The sequence below is a fragment of the Mucilaginibacter gynuensis genome, from assembly GCF_039541195.1.
Lineage (GTDB): Bacteria > Bacteroidota > Bacteroidia > Sphingobacteriales > Sphingobacteriaceae > Mucilaginibacter > Mucilaginibacter gynuensis.
In genome coordinates, this window is sequence record NZ_BAABFT010000013.1 from 137,781 (window position 1) to 158,046 (window position 20,266).

At 42.3% G+C, this 20,266-nt stretch carries 19 protein-coding genes; 5 read left to right on the forward strand and 14 right to left on the reverse strand.

From position 1 onward, the window contains the following. Positions 1-10: 10 nt before the first annotated feature. From ABD894_RS20900 to ABD894_RS20910, 3 genes are all read right to left on the reverse strand, one after another. Complete coding sequence (locus ABD894_RS20900; protein WP_345213021.1) at positions 11-1,120, reverse strand: efflux RND transporter periplasmic adaptor subunit; 1,110 nt, start codon at positions 1,118-1,120, stop codon at positions 11-13. 23 nt (positions 1,121-1,143) lie between these two features. Next, entirely contained in the window at positions 1,144-2,514 is a 1,371-nt protein-coding gene (locus ABD894_RS20905) for a TolC family protein (RefSeq protein ID WP_345213022.1), read from the reverse strand. A gap of 110 nt (positions 2,515-2,624) precedes the next feature. Continuing rightward, the gene (locus ABD894_RS20910; protein ID WP_345213023.1) at positions 2,625-3,236 is read right to left on the reverse strand and encodes a TetR/AcrR family transcriptional regulator; all 612 of its coding nucleotides are present in this window, start codon (positions 3,234-3,236) and stop codon (positions 2,625-2,627) included. Positions 3,237-3,525: 289 nt separating this feature from the next. Here ABD894_RS20910 and purB point away from each other — a divergent pair, with 289 nt between their 5' ends. After that, positions 3,526-4,869: an adenylosuccinate lyase gene (purB, locus tag ABD894_RS20915; RefSeq protein WP_345213024.1), complete on the forward strand. Its 1,344-nt coding sequence runs from the start codon at positions 3,526-3,528 to the stop codon at positions 4,867-4,869. A gap of 83 nt (positions 4,870-4,952) precedes the next feature. Next, positions 4,953-5,501: a NifU family protein gene (locus ABD894_RS20920; protein ID WP_345213025.1), complete on the forward strand. Its 549-nt coding sequence runs from the start codon at positions 4,953-4,955 to the stop codon at positions 5,499-5,501. 206 nt (positions 5,502-5,707) lie between these two features. Here ABD894_RS20920 and ABD894_RS20925 read toward each other — a convergent pair whose 3' ends face one another. The 4 genes from ABD894_RS20925 to ung all read right to left on the reverse strand — a co-directional run bounded on the left by ABD894_RS20925 (position 5,708) and on the right by ung (position 10,079). Next, entirely contained in the window at positions 5,708-6,493 is a 786-nt protein-coding gene (locus ABD894_RS20925; RefSeq protein ID WP_345213026.1) for an inositol monophosphatase family protein, read from the reverse strand. Positions 6,494-6,524: 31 nt separating this feature from the next. Next, positions 6,525-7,685: a prolipoprotein diacylglyceryl transferase gene (locus ABD894_RS20930; RefSeq protein WP_345213027.1), complete on the reverse strand. Its 1,161-nt coding sequence runs from the start codon at positions 7,683-7,685 to the stop codon at positions 6,525-6,527. A gap of 30 nt (positions 7,686-7,715) precedes the next feature. Further along, a complete protein-coding gene (gene mtaB, locus ABD894_RS20935) occupies positions 7,716-9,035 on the reverse strand; it encodes a tRNA (N(6)-L-threonylcarbamoyladenosine(37)-C(2))-methylthiotransferase MtaB (RefSeq protein ID WP_345213028.1) in 1,320 nt (439 codons plus the stop codon). Between the two features lie 366 nt (positions 9,036-9,401). Then, positions 9,402-10,079 carry a uracil-DNA glycosylase gene (gene ung, locus ABD894_RS20940; RefSeq protein WP_345213029.1) on the reverse strand — a complete coding sequence of 226 codons (678 nt, stop codon included), beginning with the start codon at positions 10,077-10,079 and terminating at the stop codon, positions 9,402-9,404. A 73-nt stretch (positions 10,080-10,152) separates the two neighbouring features. Between ung and ABD894_RS20945 the strand changes: the two genes are divergently transcribed. Continuing rightward, entirely contained in the window at positions 10,153-10,704 is a 552-nt protein-coding gene (locus ABD894_RS20945; protein ID WP_345213030.1) for a tetratricopeptide repeat protein, read from the forward strand. A 54-nt stretch (positions 10,705-10,758) separates the two neighbouring features. Here the strand turns inward: ABD894_RS20945 and ABD894_RS20950 are convergent, their stop codons facing one another. From ABD894_RS20950 to ABD894_RS20965, 4 genes are all read right to left on the reverse strand, one after another. Then, the gene (locus ABD894_RS20950; protein WP_345213031.1) at positions 10,759-10,974 is read right to left on the reverse strand and encodes a hypothetical protein; all 216 of its coding nucleotides are present in this window, start codon (positions 10,972-10,974) and stop codon (positions 10,759-10,761) included. A 479-nt stretch (positions 10,975-11,453) separates the two neighbouring features. Beyond that, on the reverse strand, positions 11,454-13,175 hold the full coding sequence (lysS, locus tag ABD894_RS20955) for a lysine--tRNA ligase (RefSeq protein ID WP_345213032.1): 1,722 nt from the start codon (positions 13,173-13,175) through the stop codon (positions 11,454-11,456). A gap of 187 nt (positions 13,176-13,362) precedes the next feature. Beyond that, positions 13,363-13,992, reverse strand: a complete 630-nt coding sequence (locus ABD894_RS20960) for a CatA-like O-acetyltransferase (protein WP_345213033.1) — start codon at positions 13,990-13,992, stop codon at positions 13,363-13,365. Positions 13,993-14,028: 36 nt separating this feature from the next. Continuing rightward, positions 14,029-15,954 (reverse strand): AMP-dependent synthetase/ligase, encoded by a 1,926-nt coding sequence (locus ABD894_RS20965; protein WP_345213034.1) that lies wholly within the window; start codon positions 15,952-15,954, stop codon positions 14,029-14,031. A 148-nt stretch (positions 15,955-16,102) separates the two neighbouring features. On the opposite strand from ABD894_RS20965, the gene ABD894_RS20970 reads away from it, so the two are divergent. Next, on the forward strand, positions 16,103-16,699 hold the full coding sequence (locus ABD894_RS20970; protein ID WP_345213035.1) for a short chain dehydrogenase: 597 nt from the start codon (positions 16,103-16,105) through the stop codon (positions 16,697-16,699). A gap of 521 nt (positions 16,700-17,220) precedes the next feature. Here ABD894_RS20970 and ABD894_RS20975 read toward each other — a convergent pair. The 3 genes from ABD894_RS20975 to ABD894_RS20985 form a co-directional block, all read right to left on the reverse strand. Then, on the reverse strand, positions 17,221-17,547 hold the full coding sequence (locus ABD894_RS20975; protein WP_345213036.1) for a HesB/IscA family protein: 327 nt from the start codon (positions 17,545-17,547) through the stop codon (positions 17,221-17,223). Between the two features lie 123 nt (positions 17,548-17,670). Then, positions 17,671-18,084, reverse strand: coding sequence for a Fe-S cluster assembly scaffold IscU (gene iscU / locus ABD894_RS20980; protein WP_345213037.1), 414 nt, complete (start codon positions 18,082-18,084; stop codon positions 17,671-17,673). 91 nt (positions 18,085-18,175) lie between these two features. Continuing rightward, complete coding sequence (locus ABD894_RS20985; RefSeq protein ID WP_345213038.1) at positions 18,176-19,387, reverse strand: IscS subfamily cysteine desulfurase; 1,212 nt, start codon at positions 19,385-19,387, stop codon at positions 18,176-18,178. Positions 19,388-19,548: 161 nt separating this feature from the next. On the opposite strand from ABD894_RS20985, the gene mce reads away from it, so the two are divergent. Continuing rightward, positions 19,549-19,947: a methylmalonyl-CoA epimerase gene (gene mce / locus ABD894_RS20990; protein ID WP_345213039.1), complete on the forward strand. Its 399-nt coding sequence runs from the start codon at positions 19,549-19,551 to the stop codon at positions 19,945-19,947. Positions 19,948-20,266: the final 319 nt, after the last annotated feature.

A 20,266-nucleotide genomic window follows, 5' to 3' on the forward strand; every position in this document is an offset into this window, starting at 1 on the left:
AGTTTGATGATTAATTAATGCCTTGTAAAACTTTCACTTTGTCGCCATCTTCAATATCTGCGGCGCCATCAACAATCACCTGATCGCCGGTGGCTATACCCGATAATATTTCGGCACGGCCACCAGAAATAGCGCCTTGTTTAACATTCTTTTGCTTGGCAACGCCATTTATATTCACAAAAAGATAATCGCTGCCTTCTGATTTTTGAATGGCTTTTACCGGTACAGAAAGCGCGCTGGCTTGTGTATAGTCGGCAATTCTCAATACGGCCGTCATGTTAGGGCGTAGGCTTTTGTTGGTAGGCAATTTTATTTCGATAGGGAAACTGCGCGATGTAGGGTCGATAGCTTTAGCGGCAAAGGTTACTTTGGTAGTTAAAGAGTCCTTCACGTCAGGAAATACGATCTTAACATTATTACCGGTGTTTACGCTTGATGAGTATGACTCGGGCACGTTTGCTTTTACCTTCAATATTTCATCGTTCACTATTTGTATACCGCTGCCTTGCTGACCTGGTGAAATAGCCTGACCAAGTTTCAGATCCATTTGATCGATAGTGCCGCTGATCGGCGATTTTATGCGATACTGATCAGCCTGCCTGCGTAATGCCGACAATGCTTTTTCGTTAGCCTGTAAAGTGGTTTGCGCTTGTAAAAACTGCACCTCGGTACCAATCTTTTGATCCCACAGGTTCTTTTGACGATCGTACAAGGTGCGCGATAAATTTGCCTGCGCTTCGGCTTGTGCAATTTGCTGTAGCAACACTACATTATCTAACTGCACCAATATTTGCCCTTTGCTTACATGCTGACCAGGTTTTACATTGATAGCAACAATTGTACCCGGCGCCTGCGGATAAGCGGTTACATTTTCCTGCGCGTCAATACGGCCCTGTATTTCTACATAGTTGGAGAATTTACCGGGTTCAACCTTGTATACGGTTACATCAGTAGTTTTAGCCGAATCGGTAGTACCAACTTCGGCCTGTAGTTTGGCTATTTTATCGTTAAGCTCGGCCTGGTCTTTTTTCAGTTTATCCAGTTCGGCTTTTTTATCTTTCGGTGCGCTTGAGCATGCTGCCAAAAACACTAATGAGGTGATGTATATATAATTTTTCATTTGTTATATTGTAATGTGATTGTTTAGTTAATACGTCCGTATGCTTTATCAAGATCAACCTTGCTTACCAGCACATTGTAAAGGGCTTGTATATAATCGTTATTGGCTTGCTCTAATGCTGTTTGCGCTTGCGAAACCTCAATACTTGAGCCTACACCCTGCTGGTATTTAATACGTGATACCCTTAACACTTCCTGCGCCAGTTCGCGACTTTTAGTTTGGTTATCAAGCGAGTGTACACCATTTATGTATGTTACGTTAGCTGAACTTGCCTGTAACTTAAACCCATTAACCGCATTGTGCAGGTTGTTTTTGGCCTTTTCAACCTCTATAAGTTTTTGCTTTAATTGATTACTGCGTTGTCCGCCGCTGAAAATTGGCACATTAAGAGAGAAACCAATATAGTTGTTGGTATAAAACTTATCGAACAAATAGCGCCATTGATTTTCCTGAAAAACACCCTGATAGCCGCCATTGGCAGTTAGTGTTGGTAAAAACTCAGCCTTTTTTGCTTTAGCATCTAATTTGTTAAGGTCTATTTGGGTTTGCAATAAACTGTACTCAATGCGATTGCGGTAAAATGCTGTGTCAGCAGTATTTTCGGCCACATTTTTGTTAAGGTCGATATTCTCAAGCTTATCCTTCAGTATCAGTTCTGTTTCTATCGGCATCCCCATTTGAAACTTCAGCATCTGGTTGTTCAGCGTTAAGGCGCGTACGGCATTATCACGGTTGGTTACCAGGTTATTATACTGTACCGATAAACGGTCAACATCAATCTTTTCTACAAAACCCTGTTTGTTTTGCGCGGTAGTTTCATCAAGTTGTTGTTTTAGCTGTTTAATGTTGGCATCAAGCAGTTTGATCTGTTCGTTGCTCACCAGTACCTGATAGTAAGCCTTGGTAACATTCACATTTGTTTCAATTTTTGAACGTGTTAAACTACGTTGCGATAGTTCTTTAAACACCTTTACCGCCTGTAAACCAACAATGAATGTGCCACTAAATAACAGTTGAGTTGCCGATACAGTATAATTGTTAGTGTACTTAATAGGGCCAAAAGGAAACTGTATTAAACGGGCTTTAGGATCAACACTGCCACCCGAAAAAAAGTCGGGACCTACAGATACCGGTGGTTTAAGAAAATCTTGAAAGCTGATAGAGCCGTTGATTTGCGGCAGACCCTGACCGATGGTTTCTTTTACCCTGTAGCCGGCACTTTTAACATCCAGCGCGGCGTTCTTTACCGAATCCTGGTTTTCATAAGCATAGTTGATACAATCCTGCAAACTGAAACTGTAGGATGTAGCTACCGGGGGCGTTGCCTGCTGCGCGAAACCGCTAAGCGCGGTTAGCCAAAGCAACGTGGTTAGTAATATTTGTTTTGTATTCATGTATATATTGTGAGGTTGTGTGTTTTTTAGTGATTGACGTATAGTTTATTTAGCAAGTTACAAGCTCAAAGAAAATGCTTCGGTTTGACAGCCCTGTGTCAGCAGTTACTTTATTCATCATTTTTGTTTATATATTTATTTAATAATTCGTGCCCTTGCATGGTACATATCCCGAAAGTAAAATGCTCCAACAGTTGGTACTGCACCTTCCAGGTATTAAACTCGGCCACCGGGAATATCAGCGTATTAAACCCGAACTCCACCTGGTGCACCCGCATGCGCGCAATAATGCGCACATCAATTTCGGGGCGTACATAGCCTTGTTCCTTGCCTTTAGTAAGTAGCTGCTCCAATGTTTTCATCAGTATATCCACCTTGAAGTTCTGAAAATATGTCCAGGCATCAGGGTGATACTTCTGCATATCATGTATCACTATAGGGTTAATGCGCGAAAAAACATCTTCAGACGCCTTCATCATCCCTACCAATTCTTCTATCGCGTTGCCATCAGCGTTGATGAGGCCGCAAATCTGGTCTTCGTCTTCCTGTAGCTTTCGTTTTACCAATGCGGTAACCAGTTCGTTCTTATCCTTAAAGAACTGGTATATGGTTTTTTTCGACATACCCAGCTGTTTGGCTATATCGTCCATCGTTACGCTCTTTATCCCTGCCTTTAAAAAAAGCTCTTCGGCTCCTGTTAAAATCCTGTCTGTCTGTTCCATTGTGTCGCCACAAAACTATGGAAACATTTTTTGATTTCAAAGTTTCCATTAATACAAAAGATATTAACAGATGTGCAGGTATTATGATGTGCAAATGTGCGGATATGTAGATGTGCAGATGATGTATGAGGACGATCGCCCATTGTTTAACATCTGCACATCTGCTAATTTGCACATCTGCACATCAATCCCTCATCTGCTAATTTGCATATCTGCACATCAATACAATCATCTGCACATTCGCATATCTGCACATCAAAAACTATCTTTGCAAAAATTTTAAAGAACTATGCACTTAACAGCTTTATCAGCAATATCACCTATTGACGGGCGCTACCGGAACACAACTGCCGGTCTTGCTGAATATTTTTCTGAATATGCCCTTATCAAGTACCGTGTATTTGTTGAGATAGAATACTTTATCGCATTGTACGAGCACCCGCTGCCGCAATTACAGGATTTTGATAAAGGTCTGTCGGAAAAGTTACGTGACATTTATAAAAATTTTAGCGAAGCCGATGCCGAAAGCATCAAAACGATTGAAAAAACTACCAACCACGATGTTAAAGCTGTTGAGTATTTTATTAAGCAACAGTTTGATAATCTTGGCCTTGAGGCTTACAAGGAGTTTATCCACTTCGGTTTAACTTCGCAAGATATTAACAATACCGCCATCCCATATACTTTTAAGCTTGCGCTTAAAGAAAGCTATTACCCGGCCATCACCGAGCTGGTAAATACGCTTAAAGGTTTTGCCGCCGATTGGGAAAACATACCGATGCTGGCCCATACCCACGGCCAACCGGCATCACCAAGCCGTTTGGGTAAAGAGATACAGGTATTTATTGAACGTTTAGAGAAACAACTTGCCTTATTACAGCAGGTGCCTTATTCGGCTAAGTTTGGTGGTGCTACGGGTAACTTTAATGCCCACAACATCGCCTACCCGGCTATCGACTGGAAGGCCTTCGGCAATAACTTTGTAGATAACATTTTAGGATTGAGCCGCTCGCAGTATACTACGCAAATTGAGCATTACGATAATTTTGCCGCGCAATGCGATGCTTTGAAACGTATCAATAATATCCTGATAGATCTTGACCGCGATATGTGGACCTACATATCAATGAACTACTTTAAGCAGAAAATTAAGGCAGGCGAGGTAGGCTCATCGGCTATGCCGCATAAGGTGAACCCGATAGATTTTGAAAATTCGGAAGGTAACCTGGGTATCGCTAACGCTTTATTTGAGCATTTGGCGGCTAAATTGCCCATATCAAGACTACAACGCGACCTGACCGATTCTACCGTGTTACGTAACATTGGTGTACCTATTGCGCATACGCTGATCGCTATAAAGTCTACTGTTAAGGGATTAAACAAACTGTTGCTTAACGAAGCTGCCATCAACGCGCACCTTGAAGCAAACTGGGCTGTGGTAGCAGAGGCTATACAAACCATTTTGCGTCGCGAAGCATACCCTAACCCGTACGAGGCGTTGAAGGAGCTAACCCGTACCAACACACAGGTTAACGCGCAAACAATTGCTGAATTTGTGGATACCCTGCAAGTGAGCGACAGCGTTAAAGAGGAAATCAAGCAGATCACGCCGTCAAATTATACGGGGATATAAGTCACCTATAGGTCATAACTAAATTAGTGTATACTACTAATTGAAATCCTGTTTAAATTTGTTTTTAATATAAATAAGAAAAGATGAACATCAACGTATATACTGAATCTACACCAAACCCGGCAACAATGAAGTTCATTGTGAACAAGTTGCTGATAAACGGCAGTGTTGACTACGCGACAAGAGATAGCGCCGAAGGCTCTGCTTTTGCTAAAGAGTTGTACAAATTTTCGTTTGTTAACGGTGTGTTTTTTGCAAGTAACTTTGTTACCGTTACCAAAACTGAAGATGCAGACTGGAATGATATTGAGCCGATACTGAAAGAGTTTGTGAAAGGCGCGGTAGAATCTGAGCTATCTGTACAAAAGGAAGAGCAACAGGAAGTTAACTTTGAAGGTACCGATACTGAAGTTAAAATTCAGCAAATATTACATGATTACGTTCGCCCGGCTGTAGAGCAGGATGGCGGCGCTATTTCATACCGCTCATTTGATGAAGGTGTAGTTACGGTTGAACTTCGCGGTTCATGCAGCGGTTGCCCGTCATCTACCATCACCCTTAAAGCCGGTATCGAAAACCTGCTGAAACGTATGGTGCCTGAAGTTACTGAAGTGGTATCAGAAGCATTATAATATACACGAATTACACGAACCTGAAATTCTGAATACGAATTACACGAATCAGGGTGTAAATATAAAGAGGCCGTTAGTTAGTAACGGCCTCTTTTGTGTTATTAAAGAAATATTATGTGTGATTTCTTAGTGCGTAAACTTCGTCTCCAATCCTGTTAGTGAAATTCATGAACGCCAGGCAGATTCGTGCAATTCGTGTCTCTTATTTATTTAAAGTACTTCTGAATATACCCTAACATATCCTCTGTTATTTTACCGTTGGTAGCCAGCAGTTCGCGGGTTTCAATACATTCGTCGCCGCCTTTAAAATTAACTACAGTGCCGCCTGCCTGCTTTACTATCACTATACCGGCTGCAACATCCCAAGCGTTAAGATTGTATTCATAAAAAGCCTCAAAGCGACCGCAAGCTGTATAAGCCAAGTCAACAGCAGCCGAACCTAAACGACGCAGGCCATGGCAATTACGCATCAGGTCGGCAAAAAGTTCAATATAGATATCTTGCTTGCCGAAATCATAATAAGGGAAACCGGTTGCCAGTAAACTCTTCTCTAAAGTAGGGGTATTACTTACTTTTATTTCTACTCCGTTAAGATATGCCGGCGCACCTTTCCAAGCGTAAAAGCATTCATCCATATTTACTTCGTAGATGATGCCTGCTACCAGTTCGTCATATTCTTTTAGCGCTATGCTGATAGAAAATACGGGTAACCCATGGATAAAATTGGTAGTACCATCCAGCGGATCAATGATCCAGTTATAACGTTCGCTTACTTTAGTGCTCGTTTTTTCTTCGGTAATAAAACCGGCCTCGGGTAATATGGCTTCTAAACCGGCAACTATTTTTTGCTCGGCCGTTTTATCAACGTATGATACCAAGTCGTTAAGGCCTTTGTATTCTATTTTATCGGCACTGAAGGTTTTACGTTCCTGCCTGATGAATTCGCCTACCTGTTTTGAAAGCTCAACTACCTGCTTTACTATTTGCTCCATAAATGTTATTGCTGAATGTTTAACAACCTACTTATGCCGTAGCCGCATTTTTACGAAAGTTTGCCGATACCAACACCAACCCGCCTAATACCAATATTAAAGAGATCATTTCGGCCTGTGTAAATGAAATACCTGCAACGTGGTACTTGGTGTTTACACGTATAAGTTCGATAAAGAAACGTTCCAAGCCGTTTAATATCAGGTAAATGCCAAAGAATACTCCCGGCACTTTGATACGATCGCGGATGCTCCATAAAAACAAGAATAACAACAGGCATACGATGCACTCATAAAAGGATGTAGGGAAAACAGCGTCTTTAAGTTCGTAACAGAATTTACCCACACAGTTGGGTATTGGGTTATTATGATCTACCTCGTTTACGTTGTGCGGAAATTTGAAGGCCCACATCCAATCTGGCGCCCAACTTAACCAGCCCGGTTTAGGCGCATTGTTTACAATACCCCAATCACCATCGCCCGACATTTGGCAACCAATACGGCCAACAGCGTACGCGAGCATCATGCCCGGTCCGCCAATATCAAGCATGGTTAAAGGCTTTATGCCATGCTTATTTGCTATGTATAATACTGCTGCGCCGCCGCATATTAGGCCACCGTAAAAGGTTAAGCCACTAAAACCTATCAGCATACCAACAGGGTCTGCCATAAATTCGCCCCAGTTTTCGAGCGCGTTAAACAGCTTGGCACCGGCAAAACCAAATACAGCAGCCCATAACAGGATACTGCCCATCAGGTCGTGCGTTGGCATTAATACCCTTTTGGTTACCGGTTCGGCTAAACGTTGTTTTTTATTTTCGGCATAAGCCCAATAAGTTATACCCGCGGCAAATACGATACCCCCCAGCAGGTTACCACGCGACGATAGGATAAAGGCCTGAGTATCGTTAACCAACTCGCTGTAGTGTAAAGCGGCATCAATTAGTTTGTAACCTAATATAAACCCGAATATGGCATTACCCAGTAATTCGCCGGTTGTGATGGCCTGGCCAATGGTTACTGTTTTTTCAAATGGATGTATTTCGCCCAGCTTTTCGCGTCGTTGAAACTCTTTAGTAAAAGCCCAGTAAGCGGCCATAAAGGCAAGCGCTACAAAAAAGCCGAAAGTTTGTATAGGCAATGGAATATCAAGCCCGGTGAAGTATTTTATCAGCGCGGAGATAGTAGGGAACATAGGCAGTAATTTGTGGGACGAATATATACTTTAATGCACTAATATTTCTTCGGCTTCTGTAATTTCTACATCACCGTCGGATGAAATATTTGTTAAGTATACTTTCTTTAATTCATTAACCAAAACAGGATCGTATTTGGCTTTCACTTTCACGTAGTTACGGGTAAAGCCGTGCATGTAGCCTTCTTTAATATCGCCCTCAAACAATACCTCTTCGGTTTTATTCAGCTGGGTTTCGTAAAAGGCACGACGTTTTTTCTCTGATAATATATGCAGCATCTTACTCCTGTCGGCACGGGTTGAGCCCGGTACGGAACCGGTCATTTCGGCCGCCAATGTATTTTCACGCTCCGAATAGGTGAATACGTGCAGGTACGAAATATCAAGATCGTTCAGGAAATTATAAGTATCGACAAAATCTTCGCGGGTTTCGCCGGGGAAACCGACGATCACGTCCACACCAATACAGCAATCGGGCATTACGGCCTTAATTTTAGCTACACGGTCGGTATATAAATTGCGTTTGTAGCGGCGGCGCATCAGCCCCAATATTTTATCAGAACCTGATTGTAGCGGAATATGAAAATGCGGTACAAACCTTTTTGAAGTAGCCACAAAATCGATGATCTCGTCGGTTAGTAAATTGGGCTCGATGGATGAAATGCGGATGCGGTCGATACCTTCTACCTCATCAAGCGCCTTTACCAGATCGAAGAACTTATCTTCACGCTGACCATTGCGAATACCGAAATCGCCCAGGTTTACACCTGTAAGTACAATTTCTTTTACGCCTGAAGCAGCAATATCAGCGGCCTGTTTCAATACATTTTCAATGGTATCGCTACGGCTGGCGCCACGTGCCAGCGGAATGGTACAAAAGGTACAAGAATAATCGCAGCCATCCTGAACCTTGAGAAAAGTGCGGGTACGATCGCCAAATGAATAAGCCGGCACAAACTGGTTAGCCTCGGATACAGGCTGATTTAAAACCAATGCCTTTGGTTTTTTGGTAAGATCAGTAATATGATCAATGATCTGAAATTTTTCGGCAGCACCCAAAACCATATCAACGCCAGGTATTTCGGCAATTTCCTTTGGTTTCAGTTGCGCGTAGCAACCCACAATAGTTACATAAGCATTAGGCGAAACCTTTAGAGCTTCCTTAACTATCTTTTTGCATTTTTTGTCGGCATTTTCGGTAACAGAGCAGGTATTGATCACAAATACATCGGGCGTATCGGTAAAATCTACAGTATTATACCCCGCCTGACTAAACATGCGACCAATACTCGACGTTTCCGAATAATTAAGCTTACAGCCCAGTGTATAAAATGCTACCTTCTTGTTCATTTTTTGCAAGCTGCAAAGATAGAAAATTTGATTGAATTGCTAATTACGTTGATTAACTGATGGTTTGGCTAATGTAAAATTTAGGGTTGGGGATACAGATTGCTCAATATTGACTCACCCCGACATCGCTTCGCTTGTCACCCCTGCTCTGCTTCGCAAAGAGGGGGTATACTTATTATTTTTATTCAGCCCTCTTTGCGGCAAAGCCGGAGAGAGGACGGTCCAGCGAAGCGTAGACCGGGTGAGTTAGCTCTGCGATTGCTTGCCGCCAAGGTGAGGATATTTAGCTTCTATCAGTCAATTACACTTTCTACTCACCAATTATCCATTCACTAAATCACTCATTCTCCAATTCACTAAATAAAATTAATGTATTTGCCAGTCAATCGGCGCCTTGCCTTCCTTTACCAGTATCTCGTTGGTTTTTGAGAAGGGTTTTGATCCCCAAAAACCTCTTTCAACTGATAGGGGCGACGGGTGAACCGATTTTAACACATGATGTTTAGTAGTATCGATCAAGGCGATTTTTGATTGCGCGTAACTGCCCCAAAGTATAAATACCAGGCCTTCGCGCTCTTCTGATAGCTTTCTGATCACCTGATCGGTAAATGTTTCCCATCCCTTTTTTTGGTGTGATGCCGATAGTCCTGCCCTTACTGTAAGGGTAGCATTAAGCAATAGCACGCCTTGCTCTGCCCATTCTTGCAGGTTACCATGCACGGGAGTGGTAAAACCGGGAATATCTGTTTTTAACTCTTTATAAATATTGATAAGCGAACGGGGTACAGCGATGCCCTTTTGTACCGAAAAAGATAAGCCGTGTGCCTGTTGAGCGCCGGGGTAGGGGTCTTGTCCGAGTATCACTACCTTTACCTTATCAAACGGAGTAGTGTTAAAAGCGTTAAAAATATCCTTGTTTTTAGGATAAACAACCTGGCCGCTTTCTTTCTCCTGCGCCAAAAATTGTTTAAGCTTCAGCATGTATTCCTTGTTAAATTCTTCGCCTAAAACTTTAAGCCATGATGATTCTAATTCTATCGCCATAAATATTGTTTGCAGATGTTGATTAAGAGTACAAATAAACGGATATTTGCGCTTTATATAGTAAACACAAATTATGTCAAATATTGTTCGCTTAGTTATAGCGTGTGTAATGTTAGGAGCAGGTATAGCCCTTTGTGGTTTTGGCTTCTGGGGCTGGGGGATATTGGTGTTCCTTTTAGGCGGTATTGTGCTGTTGAGTTTCTTCTTTAATGAGAATATGATACTTGCCCAGTATTTTTTACGTAAAGAAGATTCGGAAAAAGCCGAGCAGTGGTTGTTAAAGGTTAAGGATTACGAAAAAGAGCTTTACAAAAACCAGTGGGGTTATTATAACATGCTCATCGGTTTAATAGAATCGCGCAAGGCTCCTTTAAAATCAGAGAAATATTTTAAGAAAGCGCTTGCATTGGGCATGAAAATGTCGCACAATACGGCATTGGCCAAGTTGAGCCTAGCAGGTATATCAATGGCTAAACGCAATAAACGTGAAGCGCAAATGTATTTGCAGGAAGCCGCTAAAGAAGATAAGAATAAATTGCTTGCCGAACAGATAAAAATGATGAAAGGGCAATTAGCTCAAATGGACAAGCAACAAGTGGTAAGAGGTGGTTATCGCCAGTTTTAACAAAAACAAAAACGCATAAAAAAAGAGCGACACAAATAAAATGTGTCGCTCTTTTTATTTTTCTTCTATTGAACCATAGTAGCTTGGTTCCGACGAGTGGTTCTGATTTGGGGCATAGTGTCTTTCAGGGATGCTTACAAAATCATCTTCAGTTGGGTTGGAAACCTCAACCATTTTCAATATATTCCTGATCAGTGACAGGTTAAACGTTTGTTTGCTCAGTTTTATCAGGTACTCGTTTTCAGTTATTTCAAGAATAGAGTTTGTCATGCTATTTGTATTTATAGTATAACCATAAAATTAAACAACTGTTTTTACACCAAATGTTTATAAGTTTTATGATTTTGTTAAGGAATTGTTACTTATTGCAAGTCAGGGGATTGTGAGGTTCCGGGTTTCAGGTTCGGGGTTTGGGTGAAAGGGGAGTTTGATTTGCAGTTTGAGCGTTACTATCACCATCTCCGTATTTTAACATTGACAACTTTTTAAATTTGTCAATGTTGCTCAATTGCTTTCTGCTGTCGCGAGTTTAGCATAGCGTAACTCGTGACACAGCATGGCGTAAGCTTTCAGCTTACATAATTTAGCGAATTATACTTGGCGTAGTGCGGCGAGACGCCGCGAAATAATCGTCACTCGGCTGTAGCCGTAGCGACTGTGGTTAAATGAAATTACGCCTGAATGCTCACTAAACACAAAAGGCCTGATAAAACTTATCAAGCCTTTTGTGTTTTATACCTATCGAATGTTTATTCAAACCATGCCATTACCTCTTCTTTGGTAGGCATAGTAATATCTAATTTCATTTTTTTACGCATACCACCAAGGTCGTTGAATACCTTGTTTGGGTTGGCGGCTTTTAGCTCTTCTACCGTGTTAAAACCCATCTTGTTCAAAACAGGTACCCATTCGGCAGGTACGCCAATGTTAACAAAATCTTCGGCGGTTGCTACCTTCGCTTTTTTCTCGGGGCGCATTTGGGGGAAGAACAGTACTTCCTGGATGGTGCTTTGATTGGTCATGAGCATTACCAGGCGGTCGATACCCACACCTAAACCCGATGTTGGCGGCATACCGTATTCCAATGAACGCAGGAAGTCATCGTCCATAGCCATGGCTTCTTCATCACCACGACCGGCCAATAACAATTGCTCTTCAAAACGCTCGCGCTGATCGATAGGGTCATTCAGTTCGGAATAAGCGTTTGCAATTTCCTTACCATTTACAAACAGCTCGAAACGCTCAACCAAGCCATCTTTGCTGCGGTGTTTTTTGGCGAGCGGTGTCATTTCGATAGGATAGTCGGTAATGTAAGTTGGCTGTATCAGGTTGCCTTCTACTTTAGCACCGAAGATCTCGTCGATCAGTTTGCCTTTACCCATTGAAGCATCAACTTCAATACCCAGGTCGGCGCATACTTTACGTAAGCCGTCCTCGTTCAACTCTGATACATCAATGCCTGTATATTTCAATATAGAATCGTACATGGATAGTTTCTCGTATGGTCCGGCAAAGTTAATTTCGTGCTGACCAACCTTTACTACCGGCGTACCGTGTACGGCTAACGCAACCTGTTCTAAACATTCTTCAACCATAGCCATCATCCATATATAGTCTTTGTAGGCTACATATATTTCCATGGCGGTATATTCGGGGTTGTGGGTACGGTCCATACCCTCGTTACGGAACATTTTACCAAACTCATATACACCATCAAAACCGGCCACAATTAAGCGTTTCAGGTATAACTCGTTGGCTATACGCAAAAACAGCGGCATATCCAGCGTGTTGTGGTGAGTAGCGAATGGCCTTGCTGCCGCGCCGCCATGTATGGATTGCAGTATCGGGGTTTCAACTTCCATCCAACCTTGTGCGTTAAAGTAATTGCGCATAGTGCTGATCACTTTAGAGCGGTTGATGAAGATCTGCCTGTATTCGGGATTAACGGTTAAGTCAACATAGCGCTGACGGTAGCGTAACTCCGGGTCGGTAAAACCATCGTGTATATTACCTTCCTCATCGCGTTTTACAACAGGCAGGGGTTTTAATGATTTCGACAGAACGGTAAATTCCTGTACGTGTACAGATATTTCGCCGGTTTGGGTTAAAAATACATAGCCTTTAACACCTATATAATCGCCAATATCCAGCAGTTTTTTAAATACGGTATTGTAAAGCGTTTTATCCTCATCAGGGCAAATGTCGTCACGTTTCAGGTAGACCTGTATACGGCCTGTAGTATCCTGTATTTCGGCAAACGAAGCGCTGCCCATAATGCGGCGTGTCATGATACGGCCTGCAATAACCACCTGTTTATAAGCATCAGGGTTACTGTTAAAGTTTTCGCTGATGTCTTTAGCCCAAGCGTTAACTTTAAATTCTTCGGCAGGATAAGGGTTGATGCCTAAAGCACGTAATTCCTGTAACGATTTACGACGTAATATTTCCTGTTCGGATAGCGCAATGCTCATAGTAAAAACGGTATTTTAATAAGTGTGCAAAAGTAGGGATTTTTTGTTTACAGATGTGAGATTTGAGACGTGAGATTGGAGATTGAAGGAAAAAATGCAACAGTGGTGCCGGATTTGGCGGCAGCAAGCCTGAAAACAAAACTATATTAACGGGCATTGTGCAAATAGATACCCGTTAATAAAAAAATTAAGCTTTTGCGAACACAGCCTCCAGGTTATCAATGAATTTGCCCAGGTCATAACCGTCAACCAAGCCATGGTGTACGTGTATTGATACCGGCATCAGCATCTTTCCATCGGCATTGGTAGTAACTTTTCCTACAGAAATTTTGGGCATACTATCCGGCCATTTAAAACTGCGGGCATGGCTTACCGAAGTGAATTTTATCCACGGCAGAGCCGAAAAGTGTATTAAATCGCGGTCGGCACAATGGTAGCCCAATCCGCTTACACTTTTTATGCGTTCCGTTTCTTTTGAGGCATCTGCGGCAAATTGGTCGAAATCTTCTACGTAATTAAATCTGCTGTAACCAAAGGTGCCATCATCACGGCCAATGGTAGGGCTCACGCTAATTGTATCGTAAATTGCTACCCGGCCATCGTCGGTTATGCGGTACTTTAAGGCCTCGGTTTGGTTTACCGCGGTAAGTATCTTATGCAGATACAATAGATAGAACGATAGTTTATTTTCCTTGGCGTTCCGATAAACGCCAGTACAGTCCAGCTCAATTGTTACGCCATAAAAAGGTTCATCAAATTTACTGAAAAGTTCAAAGTGTTCTTTACGTTTCCAGGTGGTTAAGTCGATGTATTTCATGATTCGAAGATACTACTAAACGTTTTATGGCTCTTATTATTCGATCTCTTCGCCCTGCGTATAAAGCTCTTCAATCACATTGGCATATTTTTTTTCTATCACTTTACGTTTGGCTTTCATGGTAGGGGTAATTTCGCCTTCTTCCATACTGAAAGGATTACGTTTTACCTTGAAGTTTTTAATACGCTCAAACTTGGCCAGCTCGTTAGATAACTTGCGGATGTCCTGACCGATCCATTTTATTATCTCCGGCTCATCTATAAAGGCATTGCTTTCGGTAAAGAAGGCTTCGCCCAGTTTAAAGGTTTCCTGCATGGTTTCTTTTGCCGGAATGATAATGGCCGTAACATATTCGCGTTTATCGCCCAGTAAAAATACACCCTCAATTTTAGGGCTTTTTAGATAGGTGTTTTCTACCGGTGTAGGGTAGATGTTTTTACCGTAGGCGTTTACCAGCATATTCTTCAGCCTGTCGGTAATTTGCAGGTTACCTTTAAAGTACCGGCCAATATCACCCGTGTGGAACCATCCATCGGTATCAATAGCTACAGCGGTTTCTTCGGTTTTGTTCCAGTAGCCTTTCATTACGCAATGCCCACGCACAATAATTTCACCTTCTTCCGATTGAAAATCGGGCTTAAACGTGTCGTGGGTTTGTATGGTATAGATCTGTTTGGTATCCACATTTTGTATGGCCACCTCAATACCCGGAATAATGCGGCCTACGGTACCGTAAACCTGCCTGTCTTGCTCGGTAACCGCCATTACCGGCGATGTTTCGGTAAGACCGAAACCTTCAAGTATTTTGATGCCCAGGTCGCCAAAGAACTCGCCGATATTTTTAGGCAGCGCGCCGCCGCCCGAGATCATGAACTTTAAGCGTCCGCCGGTTTTCTCCTTTATTTTGCTGAATACCAGTTTTTCGGCCAGTTTATTCTGCGTATTTAAGATGATGCCTGCCGATTTACCAGCCTCGTTGTTCTCACGGTATTTACGACCGATGCCCAGCGCCCAGGTAAATATTTTCGCTTTCATACCACCAGCCTCGGTTCCGCTTTTCATGGCTTTATCGTGGATGCGTTCCAGCAGGCGGGGTACGCAGTTCATAATGGTTGGCTTAACCTCACCCATGTTACGTGCCAACAGCTCCAAACTTTGCGCGAATGCTATTTTACAACCTACGGCCAAACAAATATGATAAGTTGCCGTACGCTCAAACACGTGCGATAATGGCAGGAACGACAGGAATACATCATCCTTATCAACCACGGTGATCTGCATTAAACTGGCCCATACGTTAGCTGTAAGGTTATAATGACTAAGCATTACGCCCTTGGGTGTACCCGTGGTGCCAGATGTATAGATGAGGCACGATAAGTCGCTTGGCAAGATGGCCTCGCGAGCAGTATTAATACTATGGCGATACTGTTCTACTATATGTAAGCCTTCTTCAATTACCTGTTTAAAGCCAACTATACCGGCATTTAATTTAGTGGTGCCAATGTACTTTTCAAACTCGTCAAAAGCGGGTATCACCCTTATTAATGACGGGCAATTGTTAGCCACCTTTAGTATTTTACGGAACAAAAAAGGGTTGCCTACCAATATGGTACGCGCTTCCGAATCGTTGAGGATGTACTCAACATCAGCCTCGCTAAGGGTGGGGTAGATGGAGGTATTCACCGCGCCTATTTGTTGCAGTGCCTGATCGTAATAGATATAATCCGGACCGTTCTCGATCATCAGCGACAGGTGATCACCCTTTTTTATACCAATGTTTAACAGCCAAGCCGAAACCGCGTCAATTTTTTCTAAAGCCTCTTTGTAGGTAATATCTTCCCAGGTGTTTTTTACCTTATGCGATAAAAAGGGGTGGGTATCTGGGTGTATGTTAGCAACAATATTGCGTATTAAACTGGGTACAGTATAAAGCTTGTTATCGGGTAACGTCAATTTAGTCATAATTGGTTTATAGTAAGCAAATCTAATTTTATTTTAACAAAATAGAACGGCGCATTTAAAAAGTACCGTTATCAAATACTGACTTTTTTATGATTACTTAATAAGCATAATTAACTAAGATTGTTTAATAAATAAACCTCACATCAGTATGAAAATAATTATTGTAGGTGCAATAGGCACCATCGGTAAAAAAGTAACCGAGGCCTTGCAGGGCGACCATGAAATAATAACCGCAGGCTCAAAAAGCGGCGACTTGCAGGTAGATATCACCTCGCCCGAATCAATAGAAGCTTTTTATAAACAAACAGGAAATTTCGATGCCTTGGTGAGCACCACAGGTTCGGGCCATTTTGGTCCGCTTAAAAGTACTACCCCCGCCGATTTTAAAAAAGGTATAGATAGCAAGTTGCTGGGGCAAATTAACCTGGTACTTATCGGTCAGCATTACATTAATCCTAAAGGCTCGTTCACGCTTACATCAGGTATCTTGTCTGAAGATCCGGTAGTGAATGGCGTAAACCTAAGTACGCTTAATGGCGGGTTAAACTCCTTTGTAATAGGCGCGGCAATTGAGCTGGAGAACGATGTGCGTATAAACGCGGTAAGTCCGGGTGTAGTAGAAGATTCACCTGGCTATTTCCCATACTTTCCGGGGCATATACCTGTTACTATGGATAAGGTAGTAGTAGCTTACATCCGTAGTGTTTTAGGTGCCGGAACCGGGCAGGTGATAAAGGTGTATTGAGTTGAGAGCTGAAAGGATAAAGCGGAAAGGTGAAAGCTGAAAGGGAAAAGGTGAAAGCGGAAAGGCGCAAAATTAAAGTTAGTAGCCAACGTTTGGTTCCGGTCGACAGATATTTCGAAGATTAATTCGTTGTCATTTCGAACGAGGAACGAGGAGAAACTATTCTCTTGAGCGATAGCGAAAAATCTTCTTCATCAAGTAAGTCGCAGACTTGTAGAGCGAAGAAGATCTCTCACTATGTTCGAGATGACAAGTAGGCTTTCCAATGCCTGCTCACATTAGCTGACGCTTGGCTCCGGCCAAGTGTCTGCTATTACGCGGCCTCTGGCCGCCCTTGTTAAATAATTGCGGAATATAAGGTGCTGAAGTTGTATTCTTAATCAACTAAAGCTAAAAACAAAACTTTAAAACTCCCTCTTTGCGCAGCAGAGAGGGTAGTCGAGCGAAGCGACGACAGGGTGAGTCACAAAAAAAGGCGCTTAATTTAAGCGCCTTTAATATTATATAGTAGTAATCTCTGTTTATACCGAGAAGCTTTCGCCGCAACCGCAGGTGCGTGAGGCATTCGGGTTGTGGAAGTTAAAGCCCTTACCGTTCAAGCCGTCGCTGAAATCAAGCTCGGTACCGGCAAGGTACAGGAACGATTTCATGTCGAGTGCAAAACGAACGCCCTTATCTTCAAAAAACTGGTCGCCCTTTTTTTCTTCGTTATCAAAATCAAGGTTGTACGATAAGCCGGAGCAACCGCCACCTTGTACAGAAACCCGAAGAAAATATGTAGCATCAAGCCCCGAATCCTTTACAAGGCTCTCGATCTTACTTTTTGCTTTATCAGTTACAGTTACCATTTTTGTATTTGTTGTAAGTTATGAGTTGAAGGTTGTATGTAATCAAAACATACTTCTTATTGGTTAAAGTTGAAATGATAAATACATACAACTTATAACCTGCAACCTACAACCCATTTCCAATTAGTGGTGTGATTTTTCTAACTCGATAGGAGCCAGGCCGTTTTTTACGCGGTAATCGTTGATTGCTGCTTTAATGGCATCTTCTGCCAATACCGAGCAGTGAATTTTTACCGGAGGTAAAGCAAGCTCTTCAACAATATCCATGTTATCGATAGCCATTGCATCATCAATGGTTTTACCTTTTAACCACTCAGTAGCTAATGATGATGACGCGATAGCCGAACCACAACCAAATGTTTTAAATTTTGCATCGGTGATGATGTTGTTATCATCAACTTCGATTTGCAAACGCATAACGTCGCCGCACTCAGGGGCACCAACTAAACCGGTACCAACCTTGTGGCTGCTTTTATCCAACGTACCTACGTTACGTGGATTGGTGTAATGATCAATTACTTTATCTGAATATGCCATTTTCTTATTTCTTTAAAATTCTATTTAATAATTCTAATTTTTCTTTTTCGGGTAACTGATAAATTCAAAATTGAACATCCGAAATCAAAAATTAATGTTCTGCCCACTCAATTGAGTCAAGGTCGATACCTTCTTTAAACATTTCCCAAAGTGGTGAAAGTTCGCGCAGGTGGGTAACCGCTTTTTTGGTTACTTCAATTGCATAATCAACTTCTTCTTCGGTAGTAAAGCGGCCTAAACCAAAACGGATAGAAGAGTGTGCCAGATCATCTGACAAGCCTAAGCTTTTCAGCACGTAAGATGGCTCTAACGATGCAGATGTACAAGCCGAACCTGATGATACCGCCAAGTCTTTCATCGCCATCATTAAACCTTCACCTTCAACATATTTGAAAGAGATGTTGGCTACATGCGGTAAGCGATGGTTAACGTTACCGTTTACATAGCTTTCTTCCAGCACGGTTAATGATGATTCTAATTTATCGCGCAGTGATGATAAACGTAGAGCTTCAGCATCCATTTCCTGCAAAGCAATTTCACAAGCTTTACCCAGGCCAACAATACCCGGTACGTTAAGTGTACCCGAACGCATACCACGCTCGTGACCGCCACCGTCCATTTGCGCGGTTACTTTAACACGCGGACCTTTACGGCGTACGTATAAAGCACCGATACCTTTAGGGCCATACATTTTATGTGCCGATAAAGCCAGCAGGTCAATACCATCGGCATTAACATCGACAGGTATTTTACCAACAGCTTGTGTAGCATCAGTCATGAACAAAGCGCCATGTTTGTGTGCTATAGCAGCAATTTCTTTTATAGGTTGAATAACGCCGATCTCGTTGTTGCCATACATGATAGATACCAGGATGGTTTCGCTGGTCATGCTTTGTTCAAGCACTTCAAGGTCTACCAAACCGTCTTCTTTAACCGGCAGGTAGGTTACCTTGCCACCCAGTTTTTCAACGTGTTTGCAGGCATCCAATATCGCTTTATGTTCGGTAACGGCAGTTATAATGTGGTTACCCTTATCTTTATACATTTCAAATACACCTTTAATAGCAAGGTTATCTGATTCGGTAGCGCCCGATGTAAAGATGATCTCTTTTTCAGATGCGCCAATAAGTTTAGCCACCTGCTCGCGGGCATAGTCAACAGCTTCTTCGGCCACCCAGCCAAAATGGTGGTTACGGCTTGCCGCGTTACCAAATTTTTGGGTGAAGTAAGGTATCATAGCTTCAAGCACCCTGGGGTCCATAGGTGTTGTAGCATTGTTATCTAAATAAATAGGAATGTTCATCGTATATGTTTAACAATACAAAGATATACAAATAATTTATTTAAAATTGTTCAAAAACTGTCATAAACGGGGTAGTTTGAAAGGCTGAAGATCGATAACAGGAAACAATACATTATCTTCCTCATATTCTGTCTTTACCGGCTTTACGATCATTAAAAACCATGCAAAAAATAGAGCACATCGGTATAGCGGTAAAAAGCCTGGCTACAGCAGGTAACCTGTACGAAAAGCTGCTGAATACAAAGATATATAAAACCGAAGAAGTGATCTCAGAGTGTGTGCTGACCGCTTTTTTAGCCGCCGGGCCAAACAAAATAGAACTGCTCGAAGCCACCTCGCCCGATAGTGCCATCGCTAAATTTATCGACAAAAAAGGGGAGGGCATTCATCACATCGCTTTCGAGGTAGAGAATATTGAAGCCGAAATGGATCGCCTGAAAAACGAAGGATTTGTTTTACTGAACGATAAACCCAAAAAAGGTGCCGATAATAAGCTGGTTTGCTTTATTCATCCAAAGGGAACTAATGGGGTTTTGATAGAGTTGTGTATGAGTGTGTGAGGTTTCGGGGGCGAGGTTCGTGGTTTGAGTGTGAATTGTCATCGCCAGATAAGAGCACAAGCCTAACATAACCTAAAAAAATGCGGCATCGTAAGGAACGGGTAGCACAAGCCCAGCCACAGCACAACCCAAACATAGTTCCTTGCGCAGCCGCGACTTTTCTTTTTTGGTACTTTTTTCTTTTGGGAGAAAGTGGCTGTTGCACAATATTGGCTGTTGAGGTCAATTATTATTAACTTATCAATATCCGTCCAAATGTTCAAAACGTTGTTGATGGGTGCATACTATTAAATAAAGTAAAGAAGATCTGTGCGAATAC

Bases quoted from the DNA above. Each gene is read 5' to 3' on its own strand.
- ABD894_RS20900 (WP_345213021.1), bottom strand. From the start codon at position 1,120: ATGAAAAATTATATATACATCACCTCATTAGTGTTTTTGGCAGCATGC.
- ABD894_RS20905 (WP_345213022.1), bottom strand. From the start codon at position 2,514: ATGAATACAAAACAAATATTACTAACCACGTTGCTTTGGCTAACCGCG.
- ABD894_RS20910 (WP_345213023.1), bottom strand. From the start codon at position 3,236: ATGGAACAGACAGACAGGATTTTAACAGGAGCCGAAGAGCTTTTTTTA.
- purB (WP_345213024.1), top strand. From the start codon at position 3,526: ATGCACTTAACAGCTTTATCAGCAATATCACCTATTGACGGGCGCTAC.
- ABD894_RS20920 (WP_345213025.1), top strand. From the start codon at position 4,953: ATGAACATCAACGTATATACTGAATCTACACCAAACCCGGCAACAATG.
- ABD894_RS20925 (WP_345213026.1), bottom strand. From the start codon at position 6,493: ATGGAGCAAATAGTAAAGCAGGTAGTTGAGCTTTCAAAACAGGTAGGC.
- ABD894_RS20930 (WP_345213027.1), bottom strand. From the start codon at position 7,685: ATGTTCCCTACTATCTCCGCGCTGATAAAATACTTCACCGGGCTTGAT.
- mtaB (WP_345213028.1), bottom strand. From the start codon at position 9,035: ATGAACAAGAAGGTAGCATTTTATACACTGGGCTGTAAGCTTAATTAT.
- ung (WP_345213029.1), bottom strand. From the start codon at position 10,079: ATGGCGATAGAATTAGAATCATCATGGCTTAAAGTTTTAGGCGAAGAA.
- ABD894_RS20945 (WP_345213030.1), top strand. From the start codon at position 10,153: ATGTCAAATATTGTTCGCTTAGTTATAGCGTGTGTAATGTTAGGAGCA.
- ABD894_RS20950 (WP_345213031.1), bottom strand. From the start codon at position 10,974: ATGACAAACTCTATTCTTGAAATAACTGAAAACGAGTACCTGATAAAA.
- lysS (WP_345213032.1), bottom strand. From the start codon at position 13,175: ATGAGCATTGCGCTATCCGAACAGGAAATATTACGTCGTAAATCGTTA.
- ABD894_RS20960 (WP_345213033.1), bottom strand. From the start codon at position 13,992: ATGAAATACATCGACTTAACCACCTGGAAACGTAAAGAACACTTTGAA.
- ABD894_RS20965 (WP_345213034.1), bottom strand. From the start codon at position 15,954: ATGACTAAATTGACGTTACCCGATAACAAGCTTTATACTGTACCCAGT.
- ABD894_RS20970 (WP_345213035.1), top strand. From the start codon at position 16,103: ATGAAAATAATTATTGTAGGTGCAATAGGCACCATCGGTAAAAAAGTA.
- ABD894_RS20975 (WP_345213036.1), bottom strand. From the start codon at position 17,547: ATGGTAACTGTAACTGATAAAGCAAAAAGTAAGATCGAGAGCCTTGTA.
- iscU (WP_345213037.1), bottom strand. From the start codon at position 18,084: ATGGCATATTCAGATAAAGTAATTGATCATTACACCAATCCACGTAAC.
- ABD894_RS20985 (WP_345213038.1), bottom strand. From the start codon at position 19,387: ATGAACATTCCTATTTATTTAGATAACAATGCTACAACACCTATGGAC.
- mce (WP_345213039.1), top strand. From the start codon at position 19,549: ATGCAAAAAATAGAGCACATCGGTATAGCGGTAAAAAGCCTGGCTACA.